Consider the following 23,430-nt stretch of genomic DNA (forward strand, 5'->3'; position numbering starts at 1 on the left):
TCCCCACCCAGCGCCCAGCGCCCGCAGCCCAGCGCCCCCCCGCCCAGCGCCCGCCGGAAAATGCGCGGCCGTCCGGCCGGCCCGGGGCTACGCTCGCCCGCATGAGCGAGCAGCCCGGCGGCCAGCCTGCCGACCACCCCTACAGCGGCCCGGACGACCCGCGGGTCACCGCCCTGCCACCGGAGGAGTTCGCCTTCCCCGGTCCGTTGCGCGACCAGCTGGTCGCGGCCGTCCTCAGCGGCGCCAAGACCAGCACCACCGGACTGGTCGCCGACTACGAGCACGAGGGCGACCCCCTGCCGCAGGTCGGCGAGCTGGCCGCCGTCCTGGACTCGGACGGCCGCCGGGTCGCGGTGATCGAGACCACGGACGTCCGTGTGGTCCCGCTGGCCGAGGTCGATCTTCGGCACGCCCTGGACGAGGGCGAGGGGTACGAGAGCGTGGCCGAGTGGCGTACGACCCACGAGGGCTTCTGGCGCAGTCCGGAGATGCTCGCCGCCCTCGACGACCCGGACTTCACCGTGGACGACGCCACCCCGCTGGTCCTGCAGCGCTTCCGCCTGGTGGCCGACCTCCGCTGAGCCGGGTGGGCCCCCGCGGGGGTCGGCCGGTGACCGCCGGACGGCGGTCGGCCGGCCCCCGCGGGTGGAGGGCGACGATCCGTGGTCAACGCTTCATCGTGCCTCCGGCGGCCCGCATCGACTTGTGGATCGTCTTCCACCTCTGCAGTCGGGCCTTGGCCACCCGGGCGTCCGTGCGCGAGGCGATCCATTCGTTCTCGCGCTGGAGCTTGAGGTAGCTGTCCATCCGGCGCTGCGGCAGGGTGCCGTCGGCCAGCGCCGCCTGCACCGCGCAGCCTGGCTCGGTGTGGTGCCCGCAGTCCTGGAAGCGGCACTCCTCGGCCAGCTCCGCGATGTCGGCGAAGGCCAGGTCCACGCCCCCGCCACCGTAGAGGCCGACCTCGCGCAGCCCGGGGGTGTCGATCAGCACGCCCCCGCCGGGCAGCGGGATCAGCTCGCGGGTGGTCGTGGTGTGGCGGCCCTTCTGGTCGACCTCGCGGGCCTCCTGGACCGTCATCACCGCCGCGCCGGCCAGCGCGTTGGTGAGCGTGGACTTGCCGACGCCGGACTGGCCGATCAGCGCCGTCGTCCCGGGGGTGCACGCGCGCAGCACGTCCATGCCCTCACCGGTCTCGGCGCTCACGACGAGCACCGTGACCCCGGGCGCGATGCCCTCGACGTCGGCCCGGATGAAGTCGGCGTCGTCCACCAGGTCGGCCTTGGTGAGGACGACCAGCGGGTCGGCGCCGGACTCCCAGGCCAGGGCCAGGAAGCGCTCGATCCGCCCGAGGTCGGGGTCGGTCGCGAGCGAGGAGGCGATCAGGACGGTGTCCACGTTGGCCGCCAGCACCTGGCCGTCGGAGCGCTTGCCGGCCACCTTGCGGATGATCGCGGTGGAGCGCGGCAGCAGCGCGACGACGGCCGCCATCGGCTGGGCGTGGAGGTCCACGGCCGCCCAGTCGCCCGTGCACGGGCAGTTGATCATGTCGGCGTCGCCCACCGGCCGGGTGTCGAACCGGACGGTGCGCGGCTCGCCCGTCTCCGGGTCGGCGATCACGGCGTCGCACTGGCCGCGGTCGACCCGGACGATCCGGGCCGGAACCAGCCCGGCCTCGCCGAGCGGGGCGAACGACTCCTCGAGCTCGGACGTCCAGCCGTAGCCGGCGAGCACGGAGCCCTCGGCGGACTCCGGGGAAGAGGAGAGGAAAGAAGAAGAGGAAGAGGAGAAAGACGGAACGGAGGCAGCGTTGATCAACGCAGTGGCCCTTCGGGGGAGATGGTCCCGGCGGGCTACGACTGGCGCGAAGGGCTCAGCCGGCGGCCGGGAAGAGGAGGTGAACGCGAGTACTGCCCTGGGCAGCTATCGGGGCGACAACGACCACGGGGGTTCACCTCCTGCTCTCTACTCCTCGGGCGGCCCAATGGCCCCCGAACCGAACACGTCACACGCTAGCGGAGCGTCCCGAGCCCGCCAACCTATTTTTGACCTGCGAAAACGCGCTGGGCAGGGGCCAGGAACCCATCGAGGGGCCAAAGTTGGCCCATCGAACACGAGGGCCCTACCCGCCGCCGTACCGGTGCTTCAGGTTCGGGTCGTCCAGCCACCACGGCCGCATCCCCGTCTCCTCCTCCTCGGGCCGCCCGGCCGCCCGCGCCTCCTCGGCCGCCGCCTCGAAGCGGGCGTCCAGCTCGGCGTCCACGACCCGGATCTCCTCCCGGCCCCGCACCACCATCCGCCGCACCAGCGCGGCCAGGAACGGCAGCCCGACCAGGTCCCCCAGCACCCAGAACGCGTTGCCGCCCCAGGTCTGGTCCTGCGCCAGGCTCGGCCCCCACGGCCGCCCGAGCGCCGCGTAGTGGTGCTCGGCGACCAGGTGGCCGCCGTAGATCAGCACGATCCCGAGCCCCGCGTCGAAGATCACCTCGGCGAAGGTGATGAACAGCCCGACCAGGTCCGGGTACTCGTGCCCGACCGGGTCGATCTGCAGTCGCGGCCAGAAGTAGGCGAGGCCGAGCAGCACCAGCGTCACGTGCAGCAGCACGTTCCCGAACCCGCTGGACACCGACTCCTCGTACCAGGGCGTGAAGTAGAGCAGCCACGGCGGCGCCATCAGCAGCGCGGTGGAGACCGCCGGGAACATCAGCACCTTGGACGGGCGGCTGCGCAGCGCCCGCAGGATCCGCTCCCGCCGGGCCGGCGGCGCGGCGCCGAGCAGCAGCGAGACCGGCGCGCCCAGCGCCAGCAGCAGCGGGACGACCATCAGCAGCAGCACGACCTGCACGGCCCGGTCGGTGAAGAGGATCCGGTCGTAGACGCCGAGTCCGGAGCAGGTGCACCAGATCCACAGCAGCAGTCCGCCGAGGAACGCGGTGGTGCGGCTGGGCTGCCAGCGCTCGCCGCCGGACCGGTGGACGGTGCGCACCGCCGTCAGGTACCAGGCGCCGAGCAGCACCGAGAGGGTGAGCACCAGCGGTTCGGCGGTCCAGGAGGTGGCCAGGTCCGACCACTGCCACGGGGGCGGCCCGCTGTACGCGAGTGCGACGGCTCCGCCGCCGGCCGTGCCGTCCATCCGTCCGTCCACCTCACTCGTGCCGCGAGTCCCGCTCGCCCTGCTCGTCCCGCGAGTCCCGCGAGTCCCGCGAGTCCCGCTCGCCATGCTCGTCCCGCCCGCCGATGACGCGCCTCCCTGCGGCTCCTGACGCGCCTCTCCGGCCGGCTCGTGACGCGCCTCTCCGGCCGGCTCGTGACGCGCCACCCCGACCGGCTCATGATGTGCCTCCCCCGTCGGCCCGCCGCACCCGGGGCCCGCCTCTATACCCGCCCCTGAACAAGGCTTTACCCAGCCCCAACAATGCTTTGCCCAGGCAAAGTTCTGCCCCAGGATCCCCTCCGTCCGCAACCGCCGCGGAGGCCGGGACGTCTGGCAGGATGCCCGTCGGCGACACCCGCCACGGGGGGTGACAAGGGGACGACACGAGGTGCGAAGCACTGCACGCGGCGACGGCCGCCGGCTGGCCGCGCGCCACCGCAACATCGAGCTGGGCCTGCTGGCACTCGCGGTGGCCGTCTGTCTGGCCGGACACATCGAGGCCGATCTGGCGCTGACCGGCTCGATGCCGCCCGGGCTGCTGGTGCACGGCCTGTCGCTGGGCGCCCTGGCCGGGGCCGCGCACCTGGCGGTGCGCCGGTTCGCGCCGTACGCGGACCCGCTGATCCTGCCGCTGGGCGTCTTCCTGACCGGCTTCGGACTGGTGCTGCTGGACCGCCTGGACTTCAGCTACAAGGCCGCGCACAGCGCCAAGGGCGACTACCAGAAGCTCCCGGCCGCGCCCTCCCAGCTGATGTGGGTGTTCATCTCGGTGGCGGTGGCGCTCGCGCTGATCGTGCTGGTCAAGCACCACCGGTTCTTCCAGCGCTACGTCTACCTGCTGATGGCGGGCGCGCTGATCCTGCTGGCCGCGCCGGTGGCCTCGCCGAGCGACAGCTTCGGCGCCAAGCGCTGGATCCGGCTGTTCGGCCTCTCCTTCGAGCCCGACGAGTTCGTGAAGGTCGCGATCACGATCTTCTTCGCGGGCTACCTGACGGCGTCCCGGGACGCGCTCGCGCTGGCCGGCCGCAAGATCTGGGGGATGACCCTGCCGCGCGGCCGGCACGCCGGACCGGTGCTGGCGATCTGGGTGGTCAGCCTGCTGGTGCTGATCTTCGAGCGCGACCTGGGCACCTCGCTGATCTTCTTCGGCGTCTTCATCGTGATGCTGTACGTGGCGACCGAGCGCACCAGCTGGGTGGTGCTCGGCCTGCTGATGGCGGTCGGCGGCGCGGCGGTGGTCGGCACCGTGGAGCCGCACGTGCACGGCCGGGTCGAGGCCTGGCTCCACCCGCTCGACTACTACAAGCCGGTGCACGACAAGGCGATCTCCGAGCAGCCCGCCGAGGCGCTGTTCAGCCTGGGCACCGGGCACCTGACCGGGACGGGACTGGGGTCGGGCCGACCCTGGCTGATCGGCTTCGCCGGGCGCAGCGACTTCATCTTCACCACCATCGGCGAGGAGCTGGGCCTGGCCGGGGTGACGGCCGTGCTGCTGGTCTACGTGCTGCTGATCCAGCGCGGCCTGCGCACCGCGGTCGGCCTGACCGACCCGTTCGGCAAGCTGCTGGCCACCGGCCTGTCGGCGGCGCTGGCGCTGCAGGTCTTCGTGGTCGTCGGCGGGGTGAGCGGGCTGGTCCCGCTGACCGGGAAGGCGCTGCCGTTCCTGGCCGCCGGTGGTTCGTCGCTGCTGGCGAACTGGCTGATGGTCGCGCTGCTGATCAAGTTGAGCGACTCCTCGGGGCGCACCGCCCTGGAGCCGGCCCCCGCCTCCCCCGAGCCGCCCCCGGTCCGGGCCCGCCCCACGGAGAGCGATCCGACCCCTGCCGGATCCACGCCCATCGGAGCGACGCCTGCCGGATCCACGCCCGCCGGATCCACTCCCGTCGGACCCACGCCCGTCGGACCCACGCCCGCCGGAGCGACGCCCCTCCCGTCCACCACCCCGCAGCGGCCCGCCGCCACCCTCTGACCCCGGCGGAGCCAGCATCTGACACCCCGCGGACGGAAAACGGGCGGGGCCTCCCCCGCACCCGCGGAAGAGGCCCCGCCCGTCCATCACCCGTTCCGCCTACCGCTGCTCCCACGGCGGCCGGGGCGGTCGCGGCGGGTACCCCGGCACCTCCTGCCCCGGCGGCCCGGACAGCCCCGGCGGCACCTGCGAGGACCCGGCGGGCGCGCCCGGCGGCGGCCCGGACGGCCGGTCGCTGTCCGGCGGCGGCGGGGCGGGCCGGTGGTGGGGCCCGCCGCGGGCGGTGAGCCGGCCGCGCACGTTGTCGGCGGCCAGCACGTCGGCCCACCGTTCCGGGTACTCGGAAGGCACGTCGACGTCCTCGCCGTCCTCGTCGCCCCATTCCTCCTCGACGCCGTCGGCGAGCCCGAGCTCGCGGGCGCGCCGGGCCCGTTCGACGGCCCGCCGGGCGGCCACCTCGCGGACCACCGCGGCGGCGGCCTCCTCGTGGGCGCGTTCGTTCTCGGCGCGGGCGTCGGCGGTCTCCAGGGTGGGCCAGCGGCGGTCTATCGCGGCGTTCATGGCGGCGCCGATGAGGACGGCGAGGGCCACCACGAAGATCCACAGCAGTACGGCCACCGGCGCCGCCAGCGAGCCGTACACCGAGGGGCCCTCGACCGAGCTGACCAGGTAGACCCGCAGGCCGACGCTGCAGAAGACCAGCACCACCAGGGCGACCAGGGCGCCGGGGAGGTCCTCGCGCCAGGGGGTGGAGACCGGGACGGCCAGGTGGTAGAGCGTGGTGAGCGAGACGATCAGCAGCACGATCGCGACCGGCCAGTAGGCGGCGCCGACCAGTCCGGCGATGCCGGGTACGGCGTTCTCCACCAGTCCCGGACCGGCCATCAGCAGCGGCAGCACCAGCGAGCCGATCACCAGGGCGCCGAGGTAGAGGCCGAGGGACAGCATCCGGGTCTTGACGATGCCGCGCTTGCCGTCGAGCCCGTACATGACGGTGATGGTGTCGATGAAGATGTAGAGCGCCCTGGAGCCCGACCACAGCGACAGCAGGAAGCCGATCGAGACGAGGTCGGGCCGGGTGTGGTCGAAGACCTGGTTCAGCAGCGGGACCACGACCTCCTTGACGGAGGAGTCCGACAGCACCGTCCCGGAGGCCGAGACGATGTCGTGCTTGAGCCGGTCGATGGTGCCCGCGCCGAGGAACTCGTCCAGGTAGCCGAGGGTGCCGGCCAGGCCGAGCAGCAGCGGCGGGATCGACAGCAGGGTGAAGAAGGCCGCCTCCGCGGCGAGGCCGGTGACCCGGTACTCCACACAGGTGTTGGTGGTGTCCTTGACCAGTTCCCACGCCGTACGGCGCCAGCCGGCCCGCTTGGCCGCGCGCCGGGAGCCCTTGCCCCGGCGCCTGGAGGGCCGCTCGGGGGCCGGTCTGCTCGTATCGCCTGCTGCTTGCACAGGGCTAACGGTATCGGGCCGGGGCACTCCGGTTGATCTCCCCGGGGTGCGGGCGCGTGGCCGGGTGCCCGGGCGGGGAGCGGCGGGAACCTCCGGACGTCCCACATACCGAAACCCTAGAGTCCAGTATTCGGATGTTAGTGGACCGCGAGTCCCGGGCCGTGCGAATCTCTTGCCATGCGTAGCGCCGGAACCACCCTAGTAGGTCGACTTCACGTCGATCTCCTTCGCGTGTCCAGCGCCATCTGTCCGGTGACCTGAGCCCATCCCCGCCGCACCACCGCACCCGGCGCCGCCCGTTCCCGCCAGCCCCGCCGCAGCGGATGCGCAGGCGCCCACCCGGCCACGGTCACTGCCCTCCCGGTCCTGAGAAACCCGCAGGTCAGAGCAGTGCCGCACGGCCGAGCACGCCCCGCGACCCGACCAGCGCCAGCGCCACCTGCCCGAAGGACTTCACCATGGCCACCTCTCCCGAGACCGTCGAGCCCACGGCCGACCGCCCCGCCGAGCACCGCCCGGCCGCGGCCCGCAAGGTGACCCGCCACCGCGGCGAGGGCCAGTGGGGCATGGGGCACCACACTCCTCTGAACGCCAACGAGCAGTTCAAGAAGGACGACGACGGTCTCAATGTGCGGACACGTATTGAGACGATCTACGCGCACCGCGGCTTCGACTCGATCGACCCCGCCGACCTGCGCGGCCGGATGCGCTGGTGGGGCCTCTACACCCAGCGCAAGGAAGGCATCGACGGCGGCAAGACCGCGATCCTCGAGCCGCACGAGCTGGACGCCGAGTTCTTCATGCTCCGCGTGCGCATCGACGGCGGGCAGCTGACCGTCCCGCAGCTGCGGGCGGTCGCCGAGGTCTCCGAGCAGTACGCCCGGGGCACCGCCGACCTGACCGACCGGCAGAACATCCAGTACCACTGGATCCGGATCGAGGACGTCCCGGCGATCTGGCAGAAGCTGGAGGCCGTCGGCCTCTCCACCACCGAGGCCTGCGGCGACACCCCGCGCGTCATCCTCGGCTCCCCGGTGGCCGGCATCGCCGTGGACGAGATCATCGACGGCACCCCCGCCATCGAGGAGATCCAGCGCCGCTTCATCGGCAACAAGGACTTCTCCAACCTGCCGCGCAAGTTCAAGAGCGCGGTCTCCGGCTCCCCGCTGCTGGACGTCGCGCACGAGATCAACGACATCTCCTTCGTCGGCGTGGTCCACCCCGAGCACGGCCCGGGCTTCGACCTGTGGGTCGGCGGCGGCCTGTCCACCAACCCCAAGCTGGGTGTGCGGCTGGGCGCCTGGGTCCCGCTGGACGAGGTGGCCGACGTCTACGGCGGCGTCATCGGCATCTTCCGCGACTACGGCTACCGGCGCCTGCGCAACCGCGCCCGGCTGAAGTTCCTGGTCGCCGACTGGGGCGTGGAGAAGTTCCGTCAGGTGCTGGAGGACGAGTACCTGAAGTACGAGCTGGTCGACGGCCCCGCCCCGGCCGAGCCCGCCGGCCGCTGGCGCGACCACGTCGGCGTCCACCCGCAGAAGGACGGCAGGTTCTACATCGGCTTCGCGCCCCGCGTCGGCCGGGTCGACGGCAAGCTGCTCGGCCGGATCGCCGACCTCGCCGCCGCCCACGGCAGCGACCGGCTGCGCACCACCGCCGAGCAGAAGATGCTGATCCTCGACATCGCCGAGGAGCACGTCGAGTCGGTGGTGGCCGGCCTGGAGGAGCTCGACCTGAGGGTCACCCCCTCGCCGTTCCGCCGCGGCACCATGGCCTGCACCGGCATCGAGTACTGCAAGCTCGCCATCGTCGAGACCAAGGAGCGCGGCCGCACGCTCATCGACGAGCTGGAGCAGCGCCTGCCGGACTTCGCGGAGCCGCTGACCATCAACATCAACGGCTGCCCGAACGCCTGCGCCCGCATCCAGGTCGCCGACATCGGCCTCAAGGGCCAGCTCGTCACCGACGAGAACGGCGAGCAGGTCGAGGGTTACCAGGTGCACCTCGGCGGCGCGCTCGGCCTGGAGGCCGGCTTCGGCCGCAAGGTCCGCGGCCTCAAGGTCACCAGCGCCGGCCTGCCCGACTACGTCGAGCGCGTGCTGACCCGCTACCAGGCCGACCGCACCGAGGGCGAGCGCTTCGCCCAGTGGGCGGCCCGGGCCAACGAGGAGCAGCTGTCGTGAGTGGGCACAGCCGGCGAAACGAGGTGGGCGCATGAGCGAGCGAGCCGCCCCTTTCTTCTGCCCCTACTGCGGGGACGAGGACCTGCGCCCCTCCGAGGCCGGGCACGGCGCCTGGGAGTGCCACGGCTGCCGCCGCGCCTTCCAGCTGAAGTTCCTCGGCCTGCTGTCACCGACCAACCACGGGGGGACGTCCCATGAGCAGCACCGCGACTGACCACGAGGCGGCCGCCGTCCGGGCCGGTCGCGAGCTGGAGGAGGCGACCCCGCAGGAGATCCTGGCCTGGGCCGCCGAGACCTTCGGCAAGCGGTTCTGCGTCACCTCCTCCATGGAGGACGCGGTCGTCGCCCACCTCGCCTCCTCGGTGTTCCCCGGTGTGGACGTGGTGTTCCTGGACACCGGCTACCACTTCCCGGAGACCATCGGCACCCGTGACGCGGTGGCCGCGACCATGCCGGTCAACGTCATCACGCTCACCCCGCTGAAGACGGTGGCCGAGCAGGACGCCGAGCACGGGCCGGCCCTGCACGACCGCGACCCGGACCTGTGCTGCTCGCTGCGCAAGGTCGAGCCGCTCAACCGCGGTCTCGGCGGGTACGACGCCTGGGCCACCGGCCTGCGCCGCGACGAGTCGCCGACCCGGGCGAACACCCCGGTGGTCTCCTGGGACCCCAAGCGCCGCAAGGTCAAGATCGCGCCGATCGCCCGGTGGACGCAGGAGGACGTGGACGCCTACGTCGCCGCCAACGGCGTGCTGCTCAACCCGCTGCTGTGGGAGGGCTACACGTCGATCGGCTGCTCGCCGCTGTCCTGCACCCGCAAGCCCGCCGAGGGCGAGGACGCCCGGGCCGGCCGCTGGTCGGGCTCCGGCAAGACCGAGTGCGGCATCCACCTCTGACCACCCTGATCGGCCACCCGCCCGACCACCCCGCCCGTCCACCCGCTCGACCACCCCGCCCGACCACCCCGTAAGGACTGACACCGTGACAGCTCACACCCTGGCCGCCGACGGAGCCGCAGAGGCGGCCCCCACGGCCGGCCCCTGCGAGCGCGGCGCCACCGTGTGGCTGACCGGGCTGCCGAGCGCCGGCAAGACCACGCTGGCCTTCGCGCTGGCCGATCGGCTGCGCGCCGAGGGCCACAAGGTCGAGGTCCTGGACGGCGACGAGATCCGCGAGTTCCTCTCCAAGGGCCTCGGCTTCTCCCGCGAGGACCGGCACACCAACGTCACCCGGATCGGCTTCGTCGCCGAGAAGCTCGCCGCCAACGGCGTCAAGGTGCTCGCCCCGGTGATCGCCCCGTTCGCCGACTCCCGCGCCGCCGTGCGCGAACGGCACGCCGCGGCCGGCACCGACTTCCTGGAGATCCACGTCGCCACCCCGGTGGAGCTGTGCGCCGAACGCGACGTCAAGGGCCTGTACGCCAAGCAGGCGGCCGGCGAGATCTCCGGCCTGACCGGCGTGGACGACCCGTACGAGGCACCCGTGGACCCCGAGCTGCGGCTGCAGACCCAGGGCCGCGCGGTGGCCGAGAGCGCCGCCGAGCTGCACGCCTTCCTGACCGAGAGGGGCCTCGCATGACCACCGCGACCGACAGCCCGGTCCGTACCGACGACCCCGGCCAGAATTCAGGGGGGCCTTTCGCGCTGTCCCACCTGGACGCGCTGGAGGCCGAGTCGGTGCACATCTTCCGCGAGGTCGCGGGGGAGTTCGAGCGCCCGGTGATCCTCTTCTCCGGCGGCAAGGACTCCATCGTCATGCTGCACCTGGCGCTCAAGGCCTTCGCGCCCGCGCCGGTGCCCTTCTCCCTCCTGCACGTCGACACCGGGCACAACTTCCCCGAGGTCATCGCCTACCGCGACCGCGTCGCGGCCGAGCACAACCTGCGCCTGCACGTCGCCCACGTCCAGGACTTCATCGACGACGGCCGGCTGCGCGAGCGCCCGGACGGCACCCGCAACCCGCTGCAGACCGTGCCGCTGCTGGACGCCATCGAGTCCAACCGCTTCGACGCGGTCTTCGGCGGCGGCCGCCGCGACGAGGAGAAGGCCCGCGCCAAGGAGCGCGTCTTCTCCCTGCGCGACGAGTTCGGCGCCTGGGACCCGCGCCGCCAGCGCCCCGAACTGTGGTCGCTGTACAACGGCCGGCACGCCGTCGGCGAGCACGTGCGGGTCTTCCCGCTGTCCAACTGGACCGAGCTGGACGTCTGGCAGTACATCGAGCGCGAGGGCATCGAGCTCCCGGAGATCTACTACGCCCACGAGCGCGACGTCTTCGCCCGCAGCGGCATGTGGCTGACCGCCGGCGAGTGGGGCGGCCCCAAGGACAACGAGCCGGTCGAGCGGCGGCTGATCCGCTACCGCACCGTCGGCGACATGTCCTGCACCGGCGCCGTCGACTCCGACGCCACCACCATCCAGGCCGTGATCGCGGAGATCGCCGCCAGCCGCCTCACCGAGCGCGGCGCCACCCGCGCCGACGACAAGCTGTCCGAGGCCGCGATGGAAGACCGCAAGCGCGAGGGGTACTTCTAATGAGCACGACCATCGAGACCACCGCCACCTCGCTGCTGCGCTTCGCCACCGCCGGCTCCGTCGACGACGGCAAGTCCACCCTCGTCGGCCGGCTGCTGCACGACTCCAAGTCGGTGCTGGCCGACCAGCTGGAGGCCGTCGAGCACGCCTCCCGCAACCGCGGCCAGGAGACGCCCGACCTGGCGCTGCTCACCGACGGCCTGCGCGCCGAACGCGAGCAGGGCATCACCATCGACGTCGCCTACCGCTACTTCGCCACCCCCCGGCGCCGGTTCATCCTCGCCGACACCCCCGGGCACGTGCAGTACACCCGCAACATGGTGACCGGCGCCTCCACCGCGGAGCTCGCCGTCGTCCTGGTCGACGCCCGCAACGGCGTCGTCGAGCAGACCCGCCGGCACGCCGCCGTCGCCGCGCTGCTGCGGGTGCCGCACGTGGTGCTGGCCGTCAACAAGATGGACCTGGTCGACTACGCGGAGCCCGTCTTCGCCGCCATCGCCGCGGAGTTCACCGCCTACGCCGCCTCGCTCGGCGTCAAGGACGTGCTGGCGGTCCCGATCTCCGCCCTCGCCGGCGACAACGTCGTCGAGCCCTCCGCGCACATGGACTGGTACGGCGGCCCGACCCTGCTGGAGCACCTGGAGACGGTGCCGGTCGGCAGCGACCCCAGCGCCGAACCGGCCCGCTTCCCGGTCCAGTACGTGATCCGCCCGCAGACCGAGGAGCACCCCGACTACCGCGGCTACGCCGGCCAGCTGGCCTCCGGCGTGCTGCGCGTCGGCGACCCCGTCACCGTCCTGCCCTCCGGCCTCACCACCACCGTCGCCGGTATCGACGCCCTCGGCCGGTCGACCGACATCGCCTGGGCCCCGCAGTCCGTCACCGTCCGGCTCACCGACGACCTCGACATCTCCCGCGGCGACCTGCTCGCCGCCGGCCCGGCCCCCGCGCCGACCAAGGACATCGAGGCCACCGTCAGCCACCTCAACGAGCGGCCGCTGCGCGCCGGGGACAAGGTGCTGCTCAAGCACACCACCCGCACCGTGCGCGCCCTCGTCAAGGAGATCTCCTACCGGATCGCTCTGCCGACCAAGCCTGGCGACACGCTCGAACAGCGCTCCGGCGCCGAGGGGCTGAACGTCAACGACATCGGCCACGTGGTGCTGCGCACCGCCGAGCCGCTGGCCCTCGACACCTACTCCGCCAACCGTCGCACCGGCTCCTTCCTGCTGATCGACCCGGCCGACGGCACCACCCTCACCGCCGGCATGGCGGGCGAGGCCTTCGAGACCGTACGCACCACCGACGCACCCGACGCACCCCAAGAGGAGGACTGGGTCTGATGCCCAGCGAGGCGTTCTCGGGCATGGACAAGGAAGGCGGCCGCATCGGCAGCGGCGTCCTCGGCAGCGGCCAGGGCGGCCTGACCCGATGTGCGGGCCGACAGGGCTGAGAACGCCCTGTCACCGGGCTGTCTTCCCCCACAGCCGCCCGGCTTGCCCCGGCACTCCGCTGCCGCGCGCACCACCTTCCGCCCGTCCACCCGGGACCGCCTCCTGACGGTCCGTCCGCGAACAGGACTCACCATGGCACCGAACCAGGCACCTTCCCACGGCATTTCCTCCCATGGGCGCACCCGCCCCAACGCCGGCCGGATCAGACGCACGGCGGCGGCCGCGGCGGCCGGCCTCACCGCGGTGGCCCTGCTGTCGGCCTGCAGCTACGGCTCCAAGGCCGACAAGTCCTCCGACACCAAGGCCAACGCGGCGGCCACCGCCGGGGATTCCGGCGCGAAGCTGTCCGCCGACACCGTGAAGATCGGCTACTTCGCCAACCTGACCCACGGCACCCCGCTGGTCGGCCTCCAGGAGGGCTTCTTCCAGAAGGAGCTGGGCGCCACCCAGGTCAAGACCCAGGTCTTCAACGCCGGCCCCGCCGAGATCGAGGCGCTCAACGCCGGCTCGATCGACATCGGCTGGATCGGCCCCTCCCCGGCGATCAACGGCTACACCAAGTCCGAGGGCAAGTCGCTGAAGATCATCGGCGGTTCGGCCTCCGGCGGGGTCAAGCTGGTGGTCAACCCGGACAAGGTCTCCTCCCTGGACGACCTCAAGGGCAAGAAGATCGCCACCCCCCAGCTGGGCAACACCCAGGACGTGGCGCTGCTCAACTACCTCGCGGGCAAGGGCTACAAGGTCGACGCGGCCTCCGGCGCGGGTGACGTCTCGGTGGTGCGCACCGACAACAAGGTCACCCCCGACGCCTACAAGTCCGGCTCCATCGACGGCGCCTGGGTCCCCGAGCCCACCGCCTCCAAGCTGGTCACGCTCGGCGCGAAGGTCCTGCTCAACGAGAAGGACGTCTGGCCGGACAAGAAGTTCGTGATCACCAACATCATCGTCTCGCAGAAGTTCCTCAAGGAACACCCGGACGTGGTGGAGGCCGTGCTGCGCGGCTCGGTGAAGACCAACGCCTTCATCAAGGCCAACTCCGACAAGGCCAAGGCCGACGCCAACGAGGCGATCAAGAAGGAGGCCGGGAACGCGCTGGAGCCGGCCGTCCTCGACCCGGCCTGGGCCGACATCGACTTCCTGGACGACCCGCTGGCGAACACCCTGCAGGCCGAGGCCGACCACGCCGTCACCGCCGGGCTCCTCAAGAAGCCCAGCCTCAACGGCATCTACGACCTCACCCTGCTGAACAAGGTCCTCGCCGCCCAGGGCCAGGCCGCCGTGGCGGACGCCGGGCTCGGCACCAAGTAACGCCCGAGGCACCGCCGTTCGTCCCCGACTCCGCGGTCCGGCCCCCGCCCGCCCCCGGTCGATCCCCGATCGATGCCCACCGGGACGGGCGGGGCCCGGGCCACGGCCCCGACCCGCAGCCCCCGCAGCCCCGCAGACCACTCACCAGGAGGTGCCCGGATGACCACGGCACTGACCACCTCGGCGGACGCCCCCGGCGCCGACGCCCACGGCGGCGCGCCCGCCGTCCGGATCTCGCACGTGCACAAGTCCTTCGGCCGCCCCGGAGCGCAGACCCACGTCCTGGACGACATCACCCTCGACGTCGCGCCCGGCGAGTTCGTCACCCTGCTCGGCGCCTCGGGCTGCGGCAAGTCCACCCTGCTCAACCTGGTCGCCGGCCTCGACAAGCCGAGCGCCGGCGCCATCGAGGTCACCGGCGGCCGCCCCGCCCTGATGTTCCAGGAGCACGCGCTGTTCCCCTGGCTCACCGCCGGGAAGAACATCGAACTCGCCCTCAAGCTGGCCGGCCTGCCCCGCCCCGAGCGCCGCCCCGAAGCCGAGCGGCTGCTCGAACTCGTCCGCCTGCAGGGCGCGTACGGCAAGCGGGTGCACGAGCTGTCCGGCGGCATGCGCCAGCGCGTGGCGATGGCCCGGGCGCTCGCCCAGGGCAGCAAGGTGCTGCTGATGGACGAGCCGTTCGCCGCGCTCGACGCCATCACCCGCGACGTGCTGCACGACGAGATCACCCGGATCTGGGCCGAACGGCAGCTCTCCGTCCTCTTCGTCACCCACAACGTCCGCGAGGCCGTACGGCTCGCCCAGCGGGTCGTGCTGCTCTCCTCCCGCCCCGGCCGGGTCGCCCGCGAGTGGCGGATCGACCTGCCGCAGCCGCGCCGCATCGAGTCCTCCGGCGTCGCCGACCTGTCCATCGAGATCACCGAAGAACTGCGTGGGGAGATCCGTCGCCATGGCCAGCACTGACACCACCCCCGTCCTGGAGAAGACCGACCGGGCCGGGAAGGCCCCGAGCGACACCGCCGACGTCGGCGCGGGCCTGGACGCCCTCGACGCCGTCACCGCCCACCGCGGCTCGATCGGCCAGGCCCTGCGCACCAAGGCGCTGCCGCCGCTGATCGGCGTGCTCGTCGTGCTCGCGCTCTGGCAGGGGGCGTACAGCCTGCACGTCACCTCGTCGTACAAGCTGCCCAGCCCGGCGGACGTGTGGCGCTCCGCGCAGGACCTCTGGTACCAGGGCACGCTGTTCTCGATCATCTGGACCAGCGTCTGGCGCGGCCTGTCCGGCTTCCTGCTCGCCGTGGTCATCGGCACCCCGATCGGGCTGGTGGTCGCCCGGATCAGGCCGGTGCGCACCGCGATAGGCCCGGTCCTGCAGGGCCTGCAGTCGCTGCCCTCGGTCGCCTGGGTGCCCGCCGCGGTCATCTGGCTCGGCATCAACGACCAGATGATGTACGCGGTGATCCTGCTGGGCGCCGTCCCCTCCATCGCCAACGGCCTGGTGGCCGGCATCGACCAGGTGCCGCCGCTGTTCCTGCGGGCCGGACGCACCATCGGCGCCACCGGCCTGACCGGCGCCCGGCACGTGCTGATCCCGGCCGCGCTGCCCGGCTACCTGGCCGGCCTCAAGCAGGGCTGGGCGTTCTCCTGGCGCTCGCTGATGGCCGCCGAACTGGTCGCCTCCTCCCCCGACCTGGGCCGGGGCCTCGGCCGCTTCCTGGAGGACCAGCGCGAGTTCTCCGACATGTCCGGGGTGCTGCTCGGCATCATCCTGATCCTGTTCGTCGGCATCGCCATCGAGCTGCTGGTGTTCACCCCGGTCGAGCGCCGGGTGCTGCGCAACCGCGGCCTGCTGGCCACCGGCAAGTGAGGCACCGCTGATGCCCGCCCTCCTCCTCATCGCCCACGGCAGCCGCGACCCGCGCCACGCCGCGACCGTGGCCGCGCTCGTCGAGGAGGTGCGGGCCCAGCGGCCCGGCGTCGAGGTCGCCACCGCCTATCTGGACCACTGCGCGCCGCGGATCCCGCAGGTGGTCGGCCGGCTGGCGGACGCGGTGGCCGTCCCACTGCTGCTCAACCGGGCGTTCCACGCCAAGCACGACATCCCCGCCGCCCTGCGCGCCGCCGGCTCCCGACTGCCGGTCGCGGACGTGCTCGGTCCGTCCCCATTGCTGCTCGCCGCCCTGGACCGCCGGCTCGCCGCAGCCGGCCTGGACGTCTCCTCCCCTGCCGTCCGTTCCAGCACCGGCGTGGTGCTCGCCGCCGCGGGCTCCTCCGACCCGGCCGCCGGCGCCGCGACCCGCGCGGTGGCCGCCGAGTGGCGGCGCACCCGCGGCTGGGCCGCCGTCGAGGTCGCCCAGGCCTCCGCCGCCGGCCCCCGCGTCCCCGACGCCCTCGCCGCCCTGCGCGCCGCGGGCGCCACCCGCACGGCCGTCGCCCCCTACCTGCTCGCCCCCGGCCTCCTGCCCGACCGCATCGCGGCGGCATCGGACGGCGCCGACGTCCTGGCCGACGTCCTCGGCCCCGCCCCCGAACTGGCCGCCCTCCTCCTGGAGCGCTACGACGAGGCCCGCCACACGGCGTCGGCCGTCCCGGCCCTCACCGCCTGAGCGGGGACGGGGTCACCGAGACCTCTTCTCCGCCTCGTGCATGCGTTCGGCGCGCCCGACGGCATCCCAACTCGGTGCCTGCTCGAAGGTCAAGGCGATCCGGGCCGCACGCTCCTGCTTCCGGTGCTGCTGGTACCGCGCGACCGCTGCGGCGATCACGCTCAACGGCAGCGGTTCGTCCGTGTCCGCGATGGCGGCCTCGATCCACTCCCGCATGATGGCGGTCGGCTTCAACCCCCGCTCCCGAGCCCGACGCCGCACCTCGTCCATCACCGGCTTCGGCAGCCGCAGCGAAGTGGTGATCATCACCAACTCGGCGGGCTCGGAGCCGGCGGTCGTCCCGCACACCCTGTCGTGCTCGGCGGTCGCTTCCGCCCCCGCGTCGTCGTCCGTCACCCGCTGCCCTCCGTTCGTTCCGCAATGAAGCCTGCCACCGGCACACGCACGCGACTGGCTTCCCGTCACTCGGACGAATGACGGCGCCCGGGAGCAGTGACGGCGCGCGCGGCGGGGGCCGCGCGCGCCGTGGGGGCGGTGCCGGTCAGGCCGGCAGGTTCCACTTCTGGTTGGCGGCGCCGTTGCAGTCCCAGATGCCGAGCTGGTTGCCGTTGGTGGTGGAGAAGCCGAGGTCGTCCAGGCAGCGGCCGGACTGCGGGTTGAGCAGCGAGCCGTCGGGGCGGACCTGCCACTGCTGGGCGCCGGTGCCGTTGCAGTCGTACGTCTGGACCACGGTGGCGTTGCCGGTGTGTCCGCCCTGGACGTCCAGGCACTTGCCGAGGGCGCGGATGGTGCCGTCGGTGCCGATCTTCCAGGTCTGGTTGACGTTGCCGAGGCAGTCCCAGATCTGGACGGGGGTCCCGTTGGCGGTGCTGCCACCGCGCACGTCCACGCACTTGTTCGCGTAGCCGCTGATCTGGCCGACCGGGCCCGCCGGGACGGGGGAACCGTTCACGATCCAGCCGCCGGTCGCCATCATCGGGTAGAAGCAGCCCGCGTAAGCGCTGGTGTTACCGGTGACCCAGCCGCTGCTCGAACCCGAGAAGGTGGGGAACCCGTTGCTGTCGAAGCCCTGGCAGGTGACCGCGAGCCGCCAGGTCTGCTGCGGGTCGATGCCCGAGCAGGTGCCGAGGAAGCCGACGCCGCTCCTGCCGACGGTGCAGCTCGCGGCGGTCTGGGCGGACGGCGCGTTCTGAGCGGCGCTCTCGGCGGCACCGGCGGCGGGCGCGGTGAGCGCGGCGGCTCCGGCGAGCAGGGCGGTGGTGAGCAGGGTGGCGGTACGGCGCATGGCGGGGCTCCTTGGGGGTGAGGGGGAATCGGTCGGTACTGCCGGGGGCATCAGGCGGGCAGGTGCCAGACCTGGTTGGCGGCGGTGGCGCCGAAGCAGTCCCAGATCTGCAGGACCGCGCCGTTCGCGCTGGAGACGCCCCGGACGTCCAGGCAGCGGCCGGACTGCGGGTTGACCAGCGAGCCGTCCGGACGGGCCCGCCACTGCTGGGCGCCGCTGCCGTTGCACTCCCAGGTCCGCACCAGGGTGCCGTTGCCGGTCCGCCCGCCCTCGACGTCCAGGCAGTTGCCGACGGCCCGGACGGTGCCGTCGGCGCCGACCTTCCAGGTCTGGTTCACGTTGCCCAGGCAGTCCCAGATCTGGGTCTGGGTCCCGTTCGCGGTGCTGCCGCCGCGCACGTCCAGACACTTGCCGGCGATCCCGGTGATCTGGCCGACCGGGCCCGCGGGAACCGCCGGACCGAACTCGATCCGGCCCGCACCGGGCATCAGCGGGTACATGCACCCGGTCCTGGCGGTGCCGCTGCCGGTGACCCAGTCGCTGACCGCACCCGAGTAGACGGGCACGTGCCAGGTCCAGTCGTAGCCCGCGCAATCGACCGCGACGCGCCAGGTCTGCTGCGGGTCGAGGCCCGAGCAGCTGCCGTTGGGGACCAGGTCGACGTCGGTGACGGTGCAGCTCCCGACGCCGCCCGGGCCCGGGACGGTGGTGGACGCCGCGTTCCGGGTGGTGCTCTCGGCGGCTCCGGCGGCGGCGGGCGCGGTGAGCGCGGCGGCACCGGCGAGCAGGGCGGTGGCGAACAGGGCGGCGGTACGACGCACGGGGAGAGTCCTTCCGGGGAGGGTGAACCGACCGGCCCGCATGTGAAGCAATCGTGGTGATAATGCGATCTTCATGTGGGCCGCGCGAAAGCTTCGGGCAGGTCGTGTCCACGGTCAACGGGTGGGGTGAAGATCACGCCACCGGTCCGTCCACGCACGGAGCGTGTACGACACGGCTCCGGAACGCCCCGGGCAGGCCGGACGCGCGGCCGATCCGGCCTGATCGCGTACGGCCCGGCCCCCGGACGAGCGGGAGCCGGGCCGTCAGGCGATCCGGGGCCGAGCGGATGGCGGGTCAGATCCGACGCAGGGTGAAGGCGTCCGACGGGTGCCCCGCGACGGCGTCCGCGAGGCCGGCCGAGAGCTGGTAGACGCGGCCCGCCGGACCGGCGATGAGCGCCGTCGGGGTGGGGTCGGCGGAGGGCCGGACGGCCGTGAGCCGGGCGGTGCGCCAGTGGTCCTCGGAGCGCAGTTCGACCTCGGCGTCGCGGCCGGCCCCCAGGAGGGCGTTGGTGACGCCCGCGACGGAGCCGTCCGGTCGGCCGAGCAGGCCGTCCAGGTGGAGCAGGGACGCGGCGCCGTCGGCCACCTCGACCTGTCGCACGGCGGCCGGGTCCCAGAGCGGGACCTGCCACAGCGTGCCGTCGTCCCACTTGCCGACGACCAGGCGGCCCTCGCGCAGGACGATGCCGTTCAGGCCGTACGAACCCGGGGCGGGGGCCAGCCTCGGGTCGCGCAGCAGGACGGAGGCGGTGCCGTCCGGTGCCACCCGGTAGACGACCGGGGCGAAGGAGTCGGTGACGTAGGCGGTGCCGTCGGGGCCGACCGCGATGTCGTTGGCCAGGTGGTTCCCGCCGTCGGCGGCGACGGCGGCGAGGTCGGTGTAGAAGAGGCGGCGGCCGGTGTCCAGGTCGTAGGCGCCGATCCCGGCGATCTTCCCGAAGGTCGCCGGGCTGCTGTGCTCGCCGACGCCGTTGTCGAGGTCGGTGACCAGGACGCGGCGGTGGACGGGGTCGACCCGCAGGCCGGCGACCTCGGTCAGGGCCGGGTCCCGCACCAGGGTGCGCACGCTCCCGTCGGTGCCGACGGCGGAGACGGTCGCGTGCCGCAGCGAGCCGAGCAGGAAGCGGTGGTGGGAGGCGTCCCAGGCCCCCGCCTCGGGCACCAGGGTGGGCGCGTGGCCGGTGATCACGGCCGGGGCCGGGCGCCCGGCGGGCGAGGCGGCGGCCGCGGCGGCGGACGGGGCCGCGGGCAGTGCGCCGGCGGCGCCGATCAGGGTGGTCAATGCGCCCGCGACCAGGGTGCGGCGGAGAGTACGGTGCTGACGGTTGCTCATCGGAATTCCTCTGCGCGTGCGGTCCGTTGACGTGATCAAGCCTCGCGCGGACGGGCGGGCCGCAGCAGTGCGTGGGAGTACTGGTAGTTCGACTACCAGGGAGGACGGGGGACATGGTGGACGTTGACGACGCCCAGGAGCGCCGGACGGCGCTGTCGAGCTTCCTGCGCAGCCGCCGGGCGCGGCTGACGCCCAAGGAGGTCGGGCTGGCGCCGGGGGTGCGGCGGCGCACTCCGGGGCTGCGGCGGGAGGAGCTGGCGCTGCTCGCGGGGGTGGGGGTGACCTGGTACACGTGGCTGGAGCAGGGGCGGGACATCCACCCGTCCCCGGAGGTGCTGGCGAGCCTCGCCCGGACGCTGCGGCTGGACCGGGCGGAGACGGCGTACCTGTTCCGGCTGGCGGGCAGCCACCCGCGGGACGGCGAGGTGGCGGCGCCGGGGGACGTCCCGGTGCCGCTGCTGCGGCTGATGCGCGCGCAGTGGCCGGCGCCGTCCTTCGTGATGGACGCCAACTGGGACATCCGGGCCTGGAACCCGGGCGCGGACGCGCTGTTCGGCCTGACCGGCCGGGCACCGGACGAGTGCAACCTGGCCTGGGTGGTGTTCGGCAACGCGGTGCACCGGGCCCGGGTCGAGCAGTGGGAGGTGCACGCCCGCCACTTCCTGGCGCAGCTGCGCTCCGCCTACGCCGAGCGCGGCGGGGAGGCGACGGCCGTCGGGCGCCACCTGGCCCGGATGATCCAGCAGGTCCGCGGCGAGTACCCGGAGGCGGACCGCTGGCTGGACGAGCACCAGGTCGCGGAGCGCGGCGGCGCGCGGAAGGTGATCCGCCACGAGGTGGTGGGCGAGCTGCGGATCGACCAGCACGTGCTGCTGGCCACGGAGGGCCTGCAGCTGATCGTGATGGCCCCGCGGGACGCCGAGACGGAGCAGCGGCTGCGCGCCCTGGCGCCGGCCCCGGCGGTGGCGGCGACGGTCTGAGTTGGGGGCCCGCCGCCCCGAAGCCGCCCCGACGCCGCCCCGACGCGGGTGCCGGGGCGGCGGACCGGCACCGAGGACGCCCCGGTGGCCGGTCCCGGACGCCCCGGAGACGCCGAACGGCCCGGCCCCCGTGGTGACGAGGGGGCCGGGCCGTTCGGGCGGAGCGTCAGTCGAACTTGCGGCGCTGGCGCCCGCTCCCGTAGTTGGAGCCGGACTTGGAGCCGCTGCCGGGCTTGGCGCGCCCGGAGGAGCGGCCGATGAAGCCGGCCGCCTGGGGGCGGTCACCCTGGGGGCGGTCGGCCTGGGCGGCGCCGGCCGCCCCCATCCGCTGCTTGGGGCGGGGACGGCGGGGGTTGCCGTTCATGTCGACGTCGGCGGGCAGGCCGGAGCGCTTGCCGGCGCGGCGGCGCGGGGCGCCCTTGGCTCCGGCGCGCCCGGCCGTCTCGTCCGCCGGGGCGGAGGCGGCGGCCTGGACCACCGGCACGGCCAGGGTGACCGGGACGCCGCTGGGGGTGCGGGCGCCGGTGATCCGGGCCAGGTCGGCGTCGCCGGGGCGGATCTTGGTGACGGTCGGGCGGATCCCGGCCACCGTCATCAGCCGGTTGACCTCGCGGCGCTGCTCGGGCAGCACGAGGGTGACGACCGTGCCGGACTCGCCGGCCCGGGCGGTGCGGCCGCCGCGGTGCAGGTAGTCCTTGTGGTCGACCGGCGGGTCCACGTTGACGACGAGGTCGAGGCCCTCGATGTGGATGCCGCGCGCGGCGACGTTGGTGGCGATCAGCGCGGTGATGTGGCCGTCGCGGAACTGGTCGAGGACCCGGTTGCGCTGCGGCTGGGACTTGCCGCCGTGCAGGGCCGCCGCCTTGACGCCGTTGGCGAGCAGCTGCTTGGCGAGCCGGTCCGCGCCGTGCTTGGTGTGCACGAACATGATCACGCGGCCGTCGCGGGAGGCGATGTGCGCGGTGGCGGAGGCCTTGTCGGTCTGGTCGAGCTGGAGGACGTGGTGGTCCATGGTGGTGACCGCGCCGGCCGACGGGTCGACCGAGTGGGTCACCGGGTCGGTCAGGAAGCGCTTGACCAGCCGGTCGACGTTGCGGTCCAGGGTGGCGGAGAACAGCATCCGCTGCCCGCCCTCGGCGACCTGCTCCAGCAGCTTGGTGACCTGCGGCAGGAAGCCCATGTCGGCCATCTGGTCGGCCTCGTCCAGGACCGTGATCGCCACGTCGGAGAGGTTGACGTCACCGCGCCCGATCAGGTCGTCCAGCCGGCCCGGGGTGGCGACCAGGACCTCGGCGCCGCGGCGCACCGCGTTGGCCTGCCGGTTGATCGACATGCCGCCGACGACGGTGGTGATCCGCAGGTTGACGGCGGTGGCGTACGGGGTGAGCGCGTCGGTGACCTGCTGGGCCAGCTCGCGGGTGGGCACCAGGACGAGCGCCAGCGGGTGGCGGGCGACGGCGCGGCTCCCGGCGGTGCGGGCGAGCAGCGGCAGGCCGAAGGCCAGGGTCTTGCCGGAGCCGGTGCGGCCGCGGCCGAGGACGTCGCGGCCGGCGATCGAGTCGGGCAGCGTGGCGCCCTGGATCGGGAACGGCTCGGTGACGCCCTCGCGGGTGAGCGCGGAGAGGATGCCCTTCGGCAGGTCGAGCTCGGCGAAGGTGGCCGCCGGGGGCCGGGGCGGGGTGCCCTGGACGACGGTGAAGTCGGTGGCCTCGGGCACGGCGGCGCGGCTCTGCTTGGGGGCGCCCTGCTTGGGGGCGCCGTTGCGGCCGCGGGGCTTGCGCGGGCGGTCGCCGTCGCCGGTGCGGCGGGCCGGGTCGGTGCCGCGGCCGGTGCGGTCGGTGGTGCGGGGGCCGCGGTCGCGCGGCGTGCGGGCAGGGGTGGTCACAGGATCTCCGTCGGTCGGTCGGCAGCCCGCGGTGCGGGCTGGTCGGCCGTCGGAAGTGAGTGCGCCGCCCCGGCCGTACTGCGGCATGAGCGGGGGCCCGCACCGTGCGGTGCGGGCCCCCGCTTCGCGATTATCGCGAGTCAGCGTGGAGGCTGACGTCAGCCGATGATCTGGATGTTCTCGGCCTGCGGGCCCTTCTGGCCCTGGGTCACGTCGAACTCGACCTTCTGGCCCTCGAACAGCTCACGGAAGCCCTGAGCCTGGATGTTCGAGTAGTGGGCGAAGACGTCAGCGCCGCCACCATCCTGCTCGATGAAGCCGAAGCCCTTTTCGCTGTTGAACCACTTCACGGTGCCGGTAGCCATAACCGTCTCCTCATACTGGGGCATCAGGGACCCACACCTCGTGGATCCCCAAGTAGCCGCGATCCCCATCCGGAGACTGAAACACCGGACAAAACAAATGCGCC

The 23,430-nt window shown here is 73.3% G+C and carries 23 protein-coding genes; 14 read left to right on the forward strand and 9 right to left on the reverse strand.

Going from position 1 to position 23,430, the window contains the following annotated elements; genetic code table 11:
* Positions 1-101 precede the first annotated feature (101 nt).
* Entirely contained in the window at positions 102-581 is a 480-nt protein-coding gene (locus IE332_RS08895; protein ID WP_189914822.1) for an ASCH domain-containing protein, read from the forward strand.
* Positions 582-666: 85 nt separating this feature from the next.
* Here IE332_RS08895 and rsgA read toward each other — a convergent pair whose 3' ends face one another.
* Positions 667-1,731, reverse strand: a complete 1,065-nt coding sequence (rsgA, locus tag IE332_RS08900) for a ribosome small subunit-dependent GTPase A (protein WP_229928453.1) — start codon at positions 1,729-1,731, stop codon at positions 667-669.
* A 388-nt stretch (positions 1,732-2,119) separates the two neighbouring features.
* The gene (locus IE332_RS08905; RefSeq protein ID WP_189914824.1) at positions 2,120-3,130 is read right to left on the reverse strand and encodes a cytochrome c oxidase assembly protein; all 1,011 of its coding nucleotides are present in this window, start codon (positions 3,128-3,130) and stop codon (positions 2,120-2,122) included.
* 409 nt (positions 3,131-3,539) lie between these two features.
* Between IE332_RS08905 and IE332_RS08910 the strand changes: the two genes are divergently transcribed.
* Positions 3,540-5,120 (forward strand): FtsW/RodA/SpoVE family cell cycle protein, encoded by a 1,581-nt coding sequence (locus IE332_RS08910; RefSeq protein ID WP_229928454.1) that lies wholly within the window; start codon positions 3,540-3,542, stop codon positions 5,118-5,120.
* A gap of 99 nt (positions 5,121-5,219) precedes the next feature.
* On the opposite strand, the gene IE332_RS08915 is transcribed toward IE332_RS08910, so the two are convergent.
* Complete coding sequence (locus IE332_RS08915; RefSeq protein WP_189914826.1) at positions 5,220-6,572, reverse strand: YihY/virulence factor BrkB family protein; 1,353 nt, start codon at positions 6,570-6,572, stop codon at positions 5,220-5,222.
* Positions 6,573-6,749: 177 nt separating this feature from the next.
* On the opposite strand from IE332_RS08915, the gene IE332_RS42340 reads away from it, so the two are divergent.
* The 11 genes from IE332_RS42340 to IE332_RS08965 all read left to right on the forward strand — a co-directional run bounded on the left by IE332_RS42340 (position 6,750) and on the right by IE332_RS08965 (position 16,654).
* Positions 6,750-6,833, forward strand: a complete 84-nt coding sequence (locus tag IE332_RS42340; RefSeq protein ID WP_373313697.1) for a putative leader peptide — start codon at positions 6,750-6,752, stop codon at positions 6,831-6,833.
* Positions 6,834-7,030: 197 nt separating this feature from the next.
* Positions 7,031-8,755 (forward strand): nitrite/sulfite reductase, encoded by a 1,725-nt coding sequence (locus IE332_RS08920; RefSeq protein ID WP_189914828.1) that lies wholly within the window; start codon positions 7,031-7,033, stop codon positions 8,753-8,755.
* 31 nt (positions 8,756-8,786) lie between these two features.
* On the forward strand, positions 8,787-8,969 hold the full coding sequence (locus tag IE332_RS08925) for a hypothetical protein (protein WP_030060859.1): 183 nt from the start codon (positions 8,787-8,789) through the stop codon (positions 8,967-8,969).
* On the forward strand, positions 8,950-9,651 hold the full coding sequence (locus IE332_RS08930) for a phosphoadenylyl-sulfate reductase (protein ID WP_189914830.1): 702 nt from the start codon (positions 8,950-8,952) through the stop codon (positions 9,649-9,651). The genes IE332_RS08925 and IE332_RS08930 overlap by 20 nt, the downstream gene beginning before the upstream one ends.
* 100 nt (positions 9,652-9,751) lie before the next feature.
* On the forward strand, positions 9,752-10,333 hold the full coding sequence (gene cysC / locus IE332_RS08935; RefSeq protein ID WP_189915366.1) for an adenylyl-sulfate kinase: 582 nt from the start codon (positions 9,752-9,754) through the stop codon (positions 10,331-10,333).
* On the forward strand, positions 10,330-11,286 hold the full coding sequence (gene cysD, locus IE332_RS08940) for a sulfate adenylyltransferase subunit CysD (RefSeq protein WP_189914838.1): 957 nt from the start codon (positions 10,330-10,332) through the stop codon (positions 11,284-11,286). Before cysC ends, cysD begins: the two co-directional genes overlap by 4 nt.
* Positions 11,286-12,629 (forward strand): sulfate adenylyltransferase subunit 1, encoded by a 1,344-nt coding sequence (locus IE332_RS08945; RefSeq protein WP_189914847.1) that lies wholly within the window; start codon positions 11,286-11,288, stop codon positions 12,627-12,629. Before cysD ends, IE332_RS08945 begins: the two co-directional genes overlap by 1 nt.
* 243 nt (positions 12,630-12,872) lie before the next feature.
* Positions 12,873-14,048 (forward strand): aliphatic sulfonate ABC transporter substrate-binding protein, encoded by a 1,176-nt coding sequence (locus tag IE332_RS08950; RefSeq protein WP_189914849.1) that lies wholly within the window; start codon positions 12,873-12,875, stop codon positions 14,046-14,048.
* Positions 14,049-14,207: 159 nt separating this feature from the next.
* Entirely contained in the window at positions 14,208-15,011 is an 804-nt protein-coding gene (locus IE332_RS08955) for an ABC transporter ATP-binding protein (RefSeq protein ID WP_189914851.1), read from the forward strand.
* Positions 14,998-15,915 carry an ABC transporter permease gene (locus IE332_RS08960; RefSeq protein ID WP_189914853.1) on the forward strand — a complete coding sequence of 306 codons (918 nt, stop codon included), beginning with the start codon at positions 14,998-15,000 and terminating at the stop codon, positions 15,913-15,915. The genes IE332_RS08955 and IE332_RS08960 overlap by 14 nt, the downstream gene beginning before the upstream one ends.
* A gap of 10 nt (positions 15,916-15,925) precedes the next feature.
* Positions 15,926-16,654 carry a sirohydrochlorin chelatase gene (locus IE332_RS08965; RefSeq protein ID WP_189914855.1) on the forward strand — a complete coding sequence of 243 codons (729 nt, stop codon included), beginning with the start codon at positions 15,926-15,928 and terminating at the stop codon, positions 16,652-16,654.
* 12 nt (positions 16,655-16,666) lie between these two features.
* Here the strand turns inward: IE332_RS08965 and IE332_RS08970 are convergent, their stop codons facing one another.
* The 4 genes from IE332_RS08970 to IE332_RS08985 all read right to left on the reverse strand — a co-directional run bounded on the left by IE332_RS08970 (position 16,667) and on the right by IE332_RS08985 (position 20,096).
* Positions 16,667-17,050 carry a hypothetical protein gene (locus IE332_RS08970; protein ID WP_189914857.1) on the reverse strand — a complete coding sequence of 128 codons (384 nt, stop codon included), beginning with the start codon at positions 17,048-17,050 and terminating at the stop codon, positions 16,667-16,669.
* 145 nt (positions 17,051-17,195) lie between these two features.
* Positions 17,196-17,939: an RICIN domain-containing protein gene (locus tag IE332_RS08975; RefSeq protein WP_229928455.1), complete on the reverse strand. Its 744-nt coding sequence runs from the start codon at positions 17,937-17,939 to the stop codon at positions 17,196-17,198.
* A 50-nt stretch (positions 17,940-17,989) separates the two neighbouring features.
* Positions 17,990-18,760 carry a ricin-type beta-trefoil lectin domain protein gene (locus tag IE332_RS40830; protein ID WP_229928456.1) on the reverse strand — a complete coding sequence of 257 codons (771 nt, stop codon included), beginning with the start codon at positions 18,758-18,760 and terminating at the stop codon, positions 17,990-17,992.
* 295 nt (positions 18,761-19,055) lie between these two features.
* Positions 19,056-20,096, reverse strand: coding sequence for a hypothetical protein (locus IE332_RS08985; protein ID WP_189914861.1), 1,041 nt, complete (start codon positions 20,094-20,096; stop codon positions 19,056-19,058).
* 113 nt (positions 20,097-20,209) lie between these two features.
* Here IE332_RS08985 and IE332_RS08990 point away from each other — a divergent pair, with 113 nt between their 5' ends.
* Entirely contained in the window at positions 20,210-21,076 is an 867-nt protein-coding gene (locus IE332_RS08990) for a helix-turn-helix transcriptional regulator (RefSeq protein ID WP_189914863.1), read from the forward strand.
* Between the two features lie 166 nt (positions 21,077-21,242).
* Here the strand turns inward: IE332_RS08990 and IE332_RS08995 are convergent, their stop codons facing one another.
* Complete coding sequence (locus IE332_RS08995) at positions 21,243-22,961, reverse strand: DEAD/DEAH box helicase (protein WP_229928457.1); 1,719 nt, start codon at positions 22,959-22,961, stop codon at positions 21,243-21,245.
* Positions 22,962-23,119: 158 nt separating this feature from the next.
* Positions 23,120-23,326: a cold-shock protein gene (locus IE332_RS09000; protein WP_030060364.1), complete on the reverse strand. Its 207-nt coding sequence runs from the start codon at positions 23,324-23,326 to the stop codon at positions 23,120-23,122.
* Positions 23,327-23,430 lie beyond the last annotated feature (104 nt).

Source organism: Kitasatospora xanthocidica (genome assembly GCF_014656195.1).
GTDB classification, from domain to species: Bacteria; Actinomycetota; Actinomycetes; order Streptomycetales; family Streptomycetaceae; genus Kitasatospora; species Kitasatospora xanthocidica.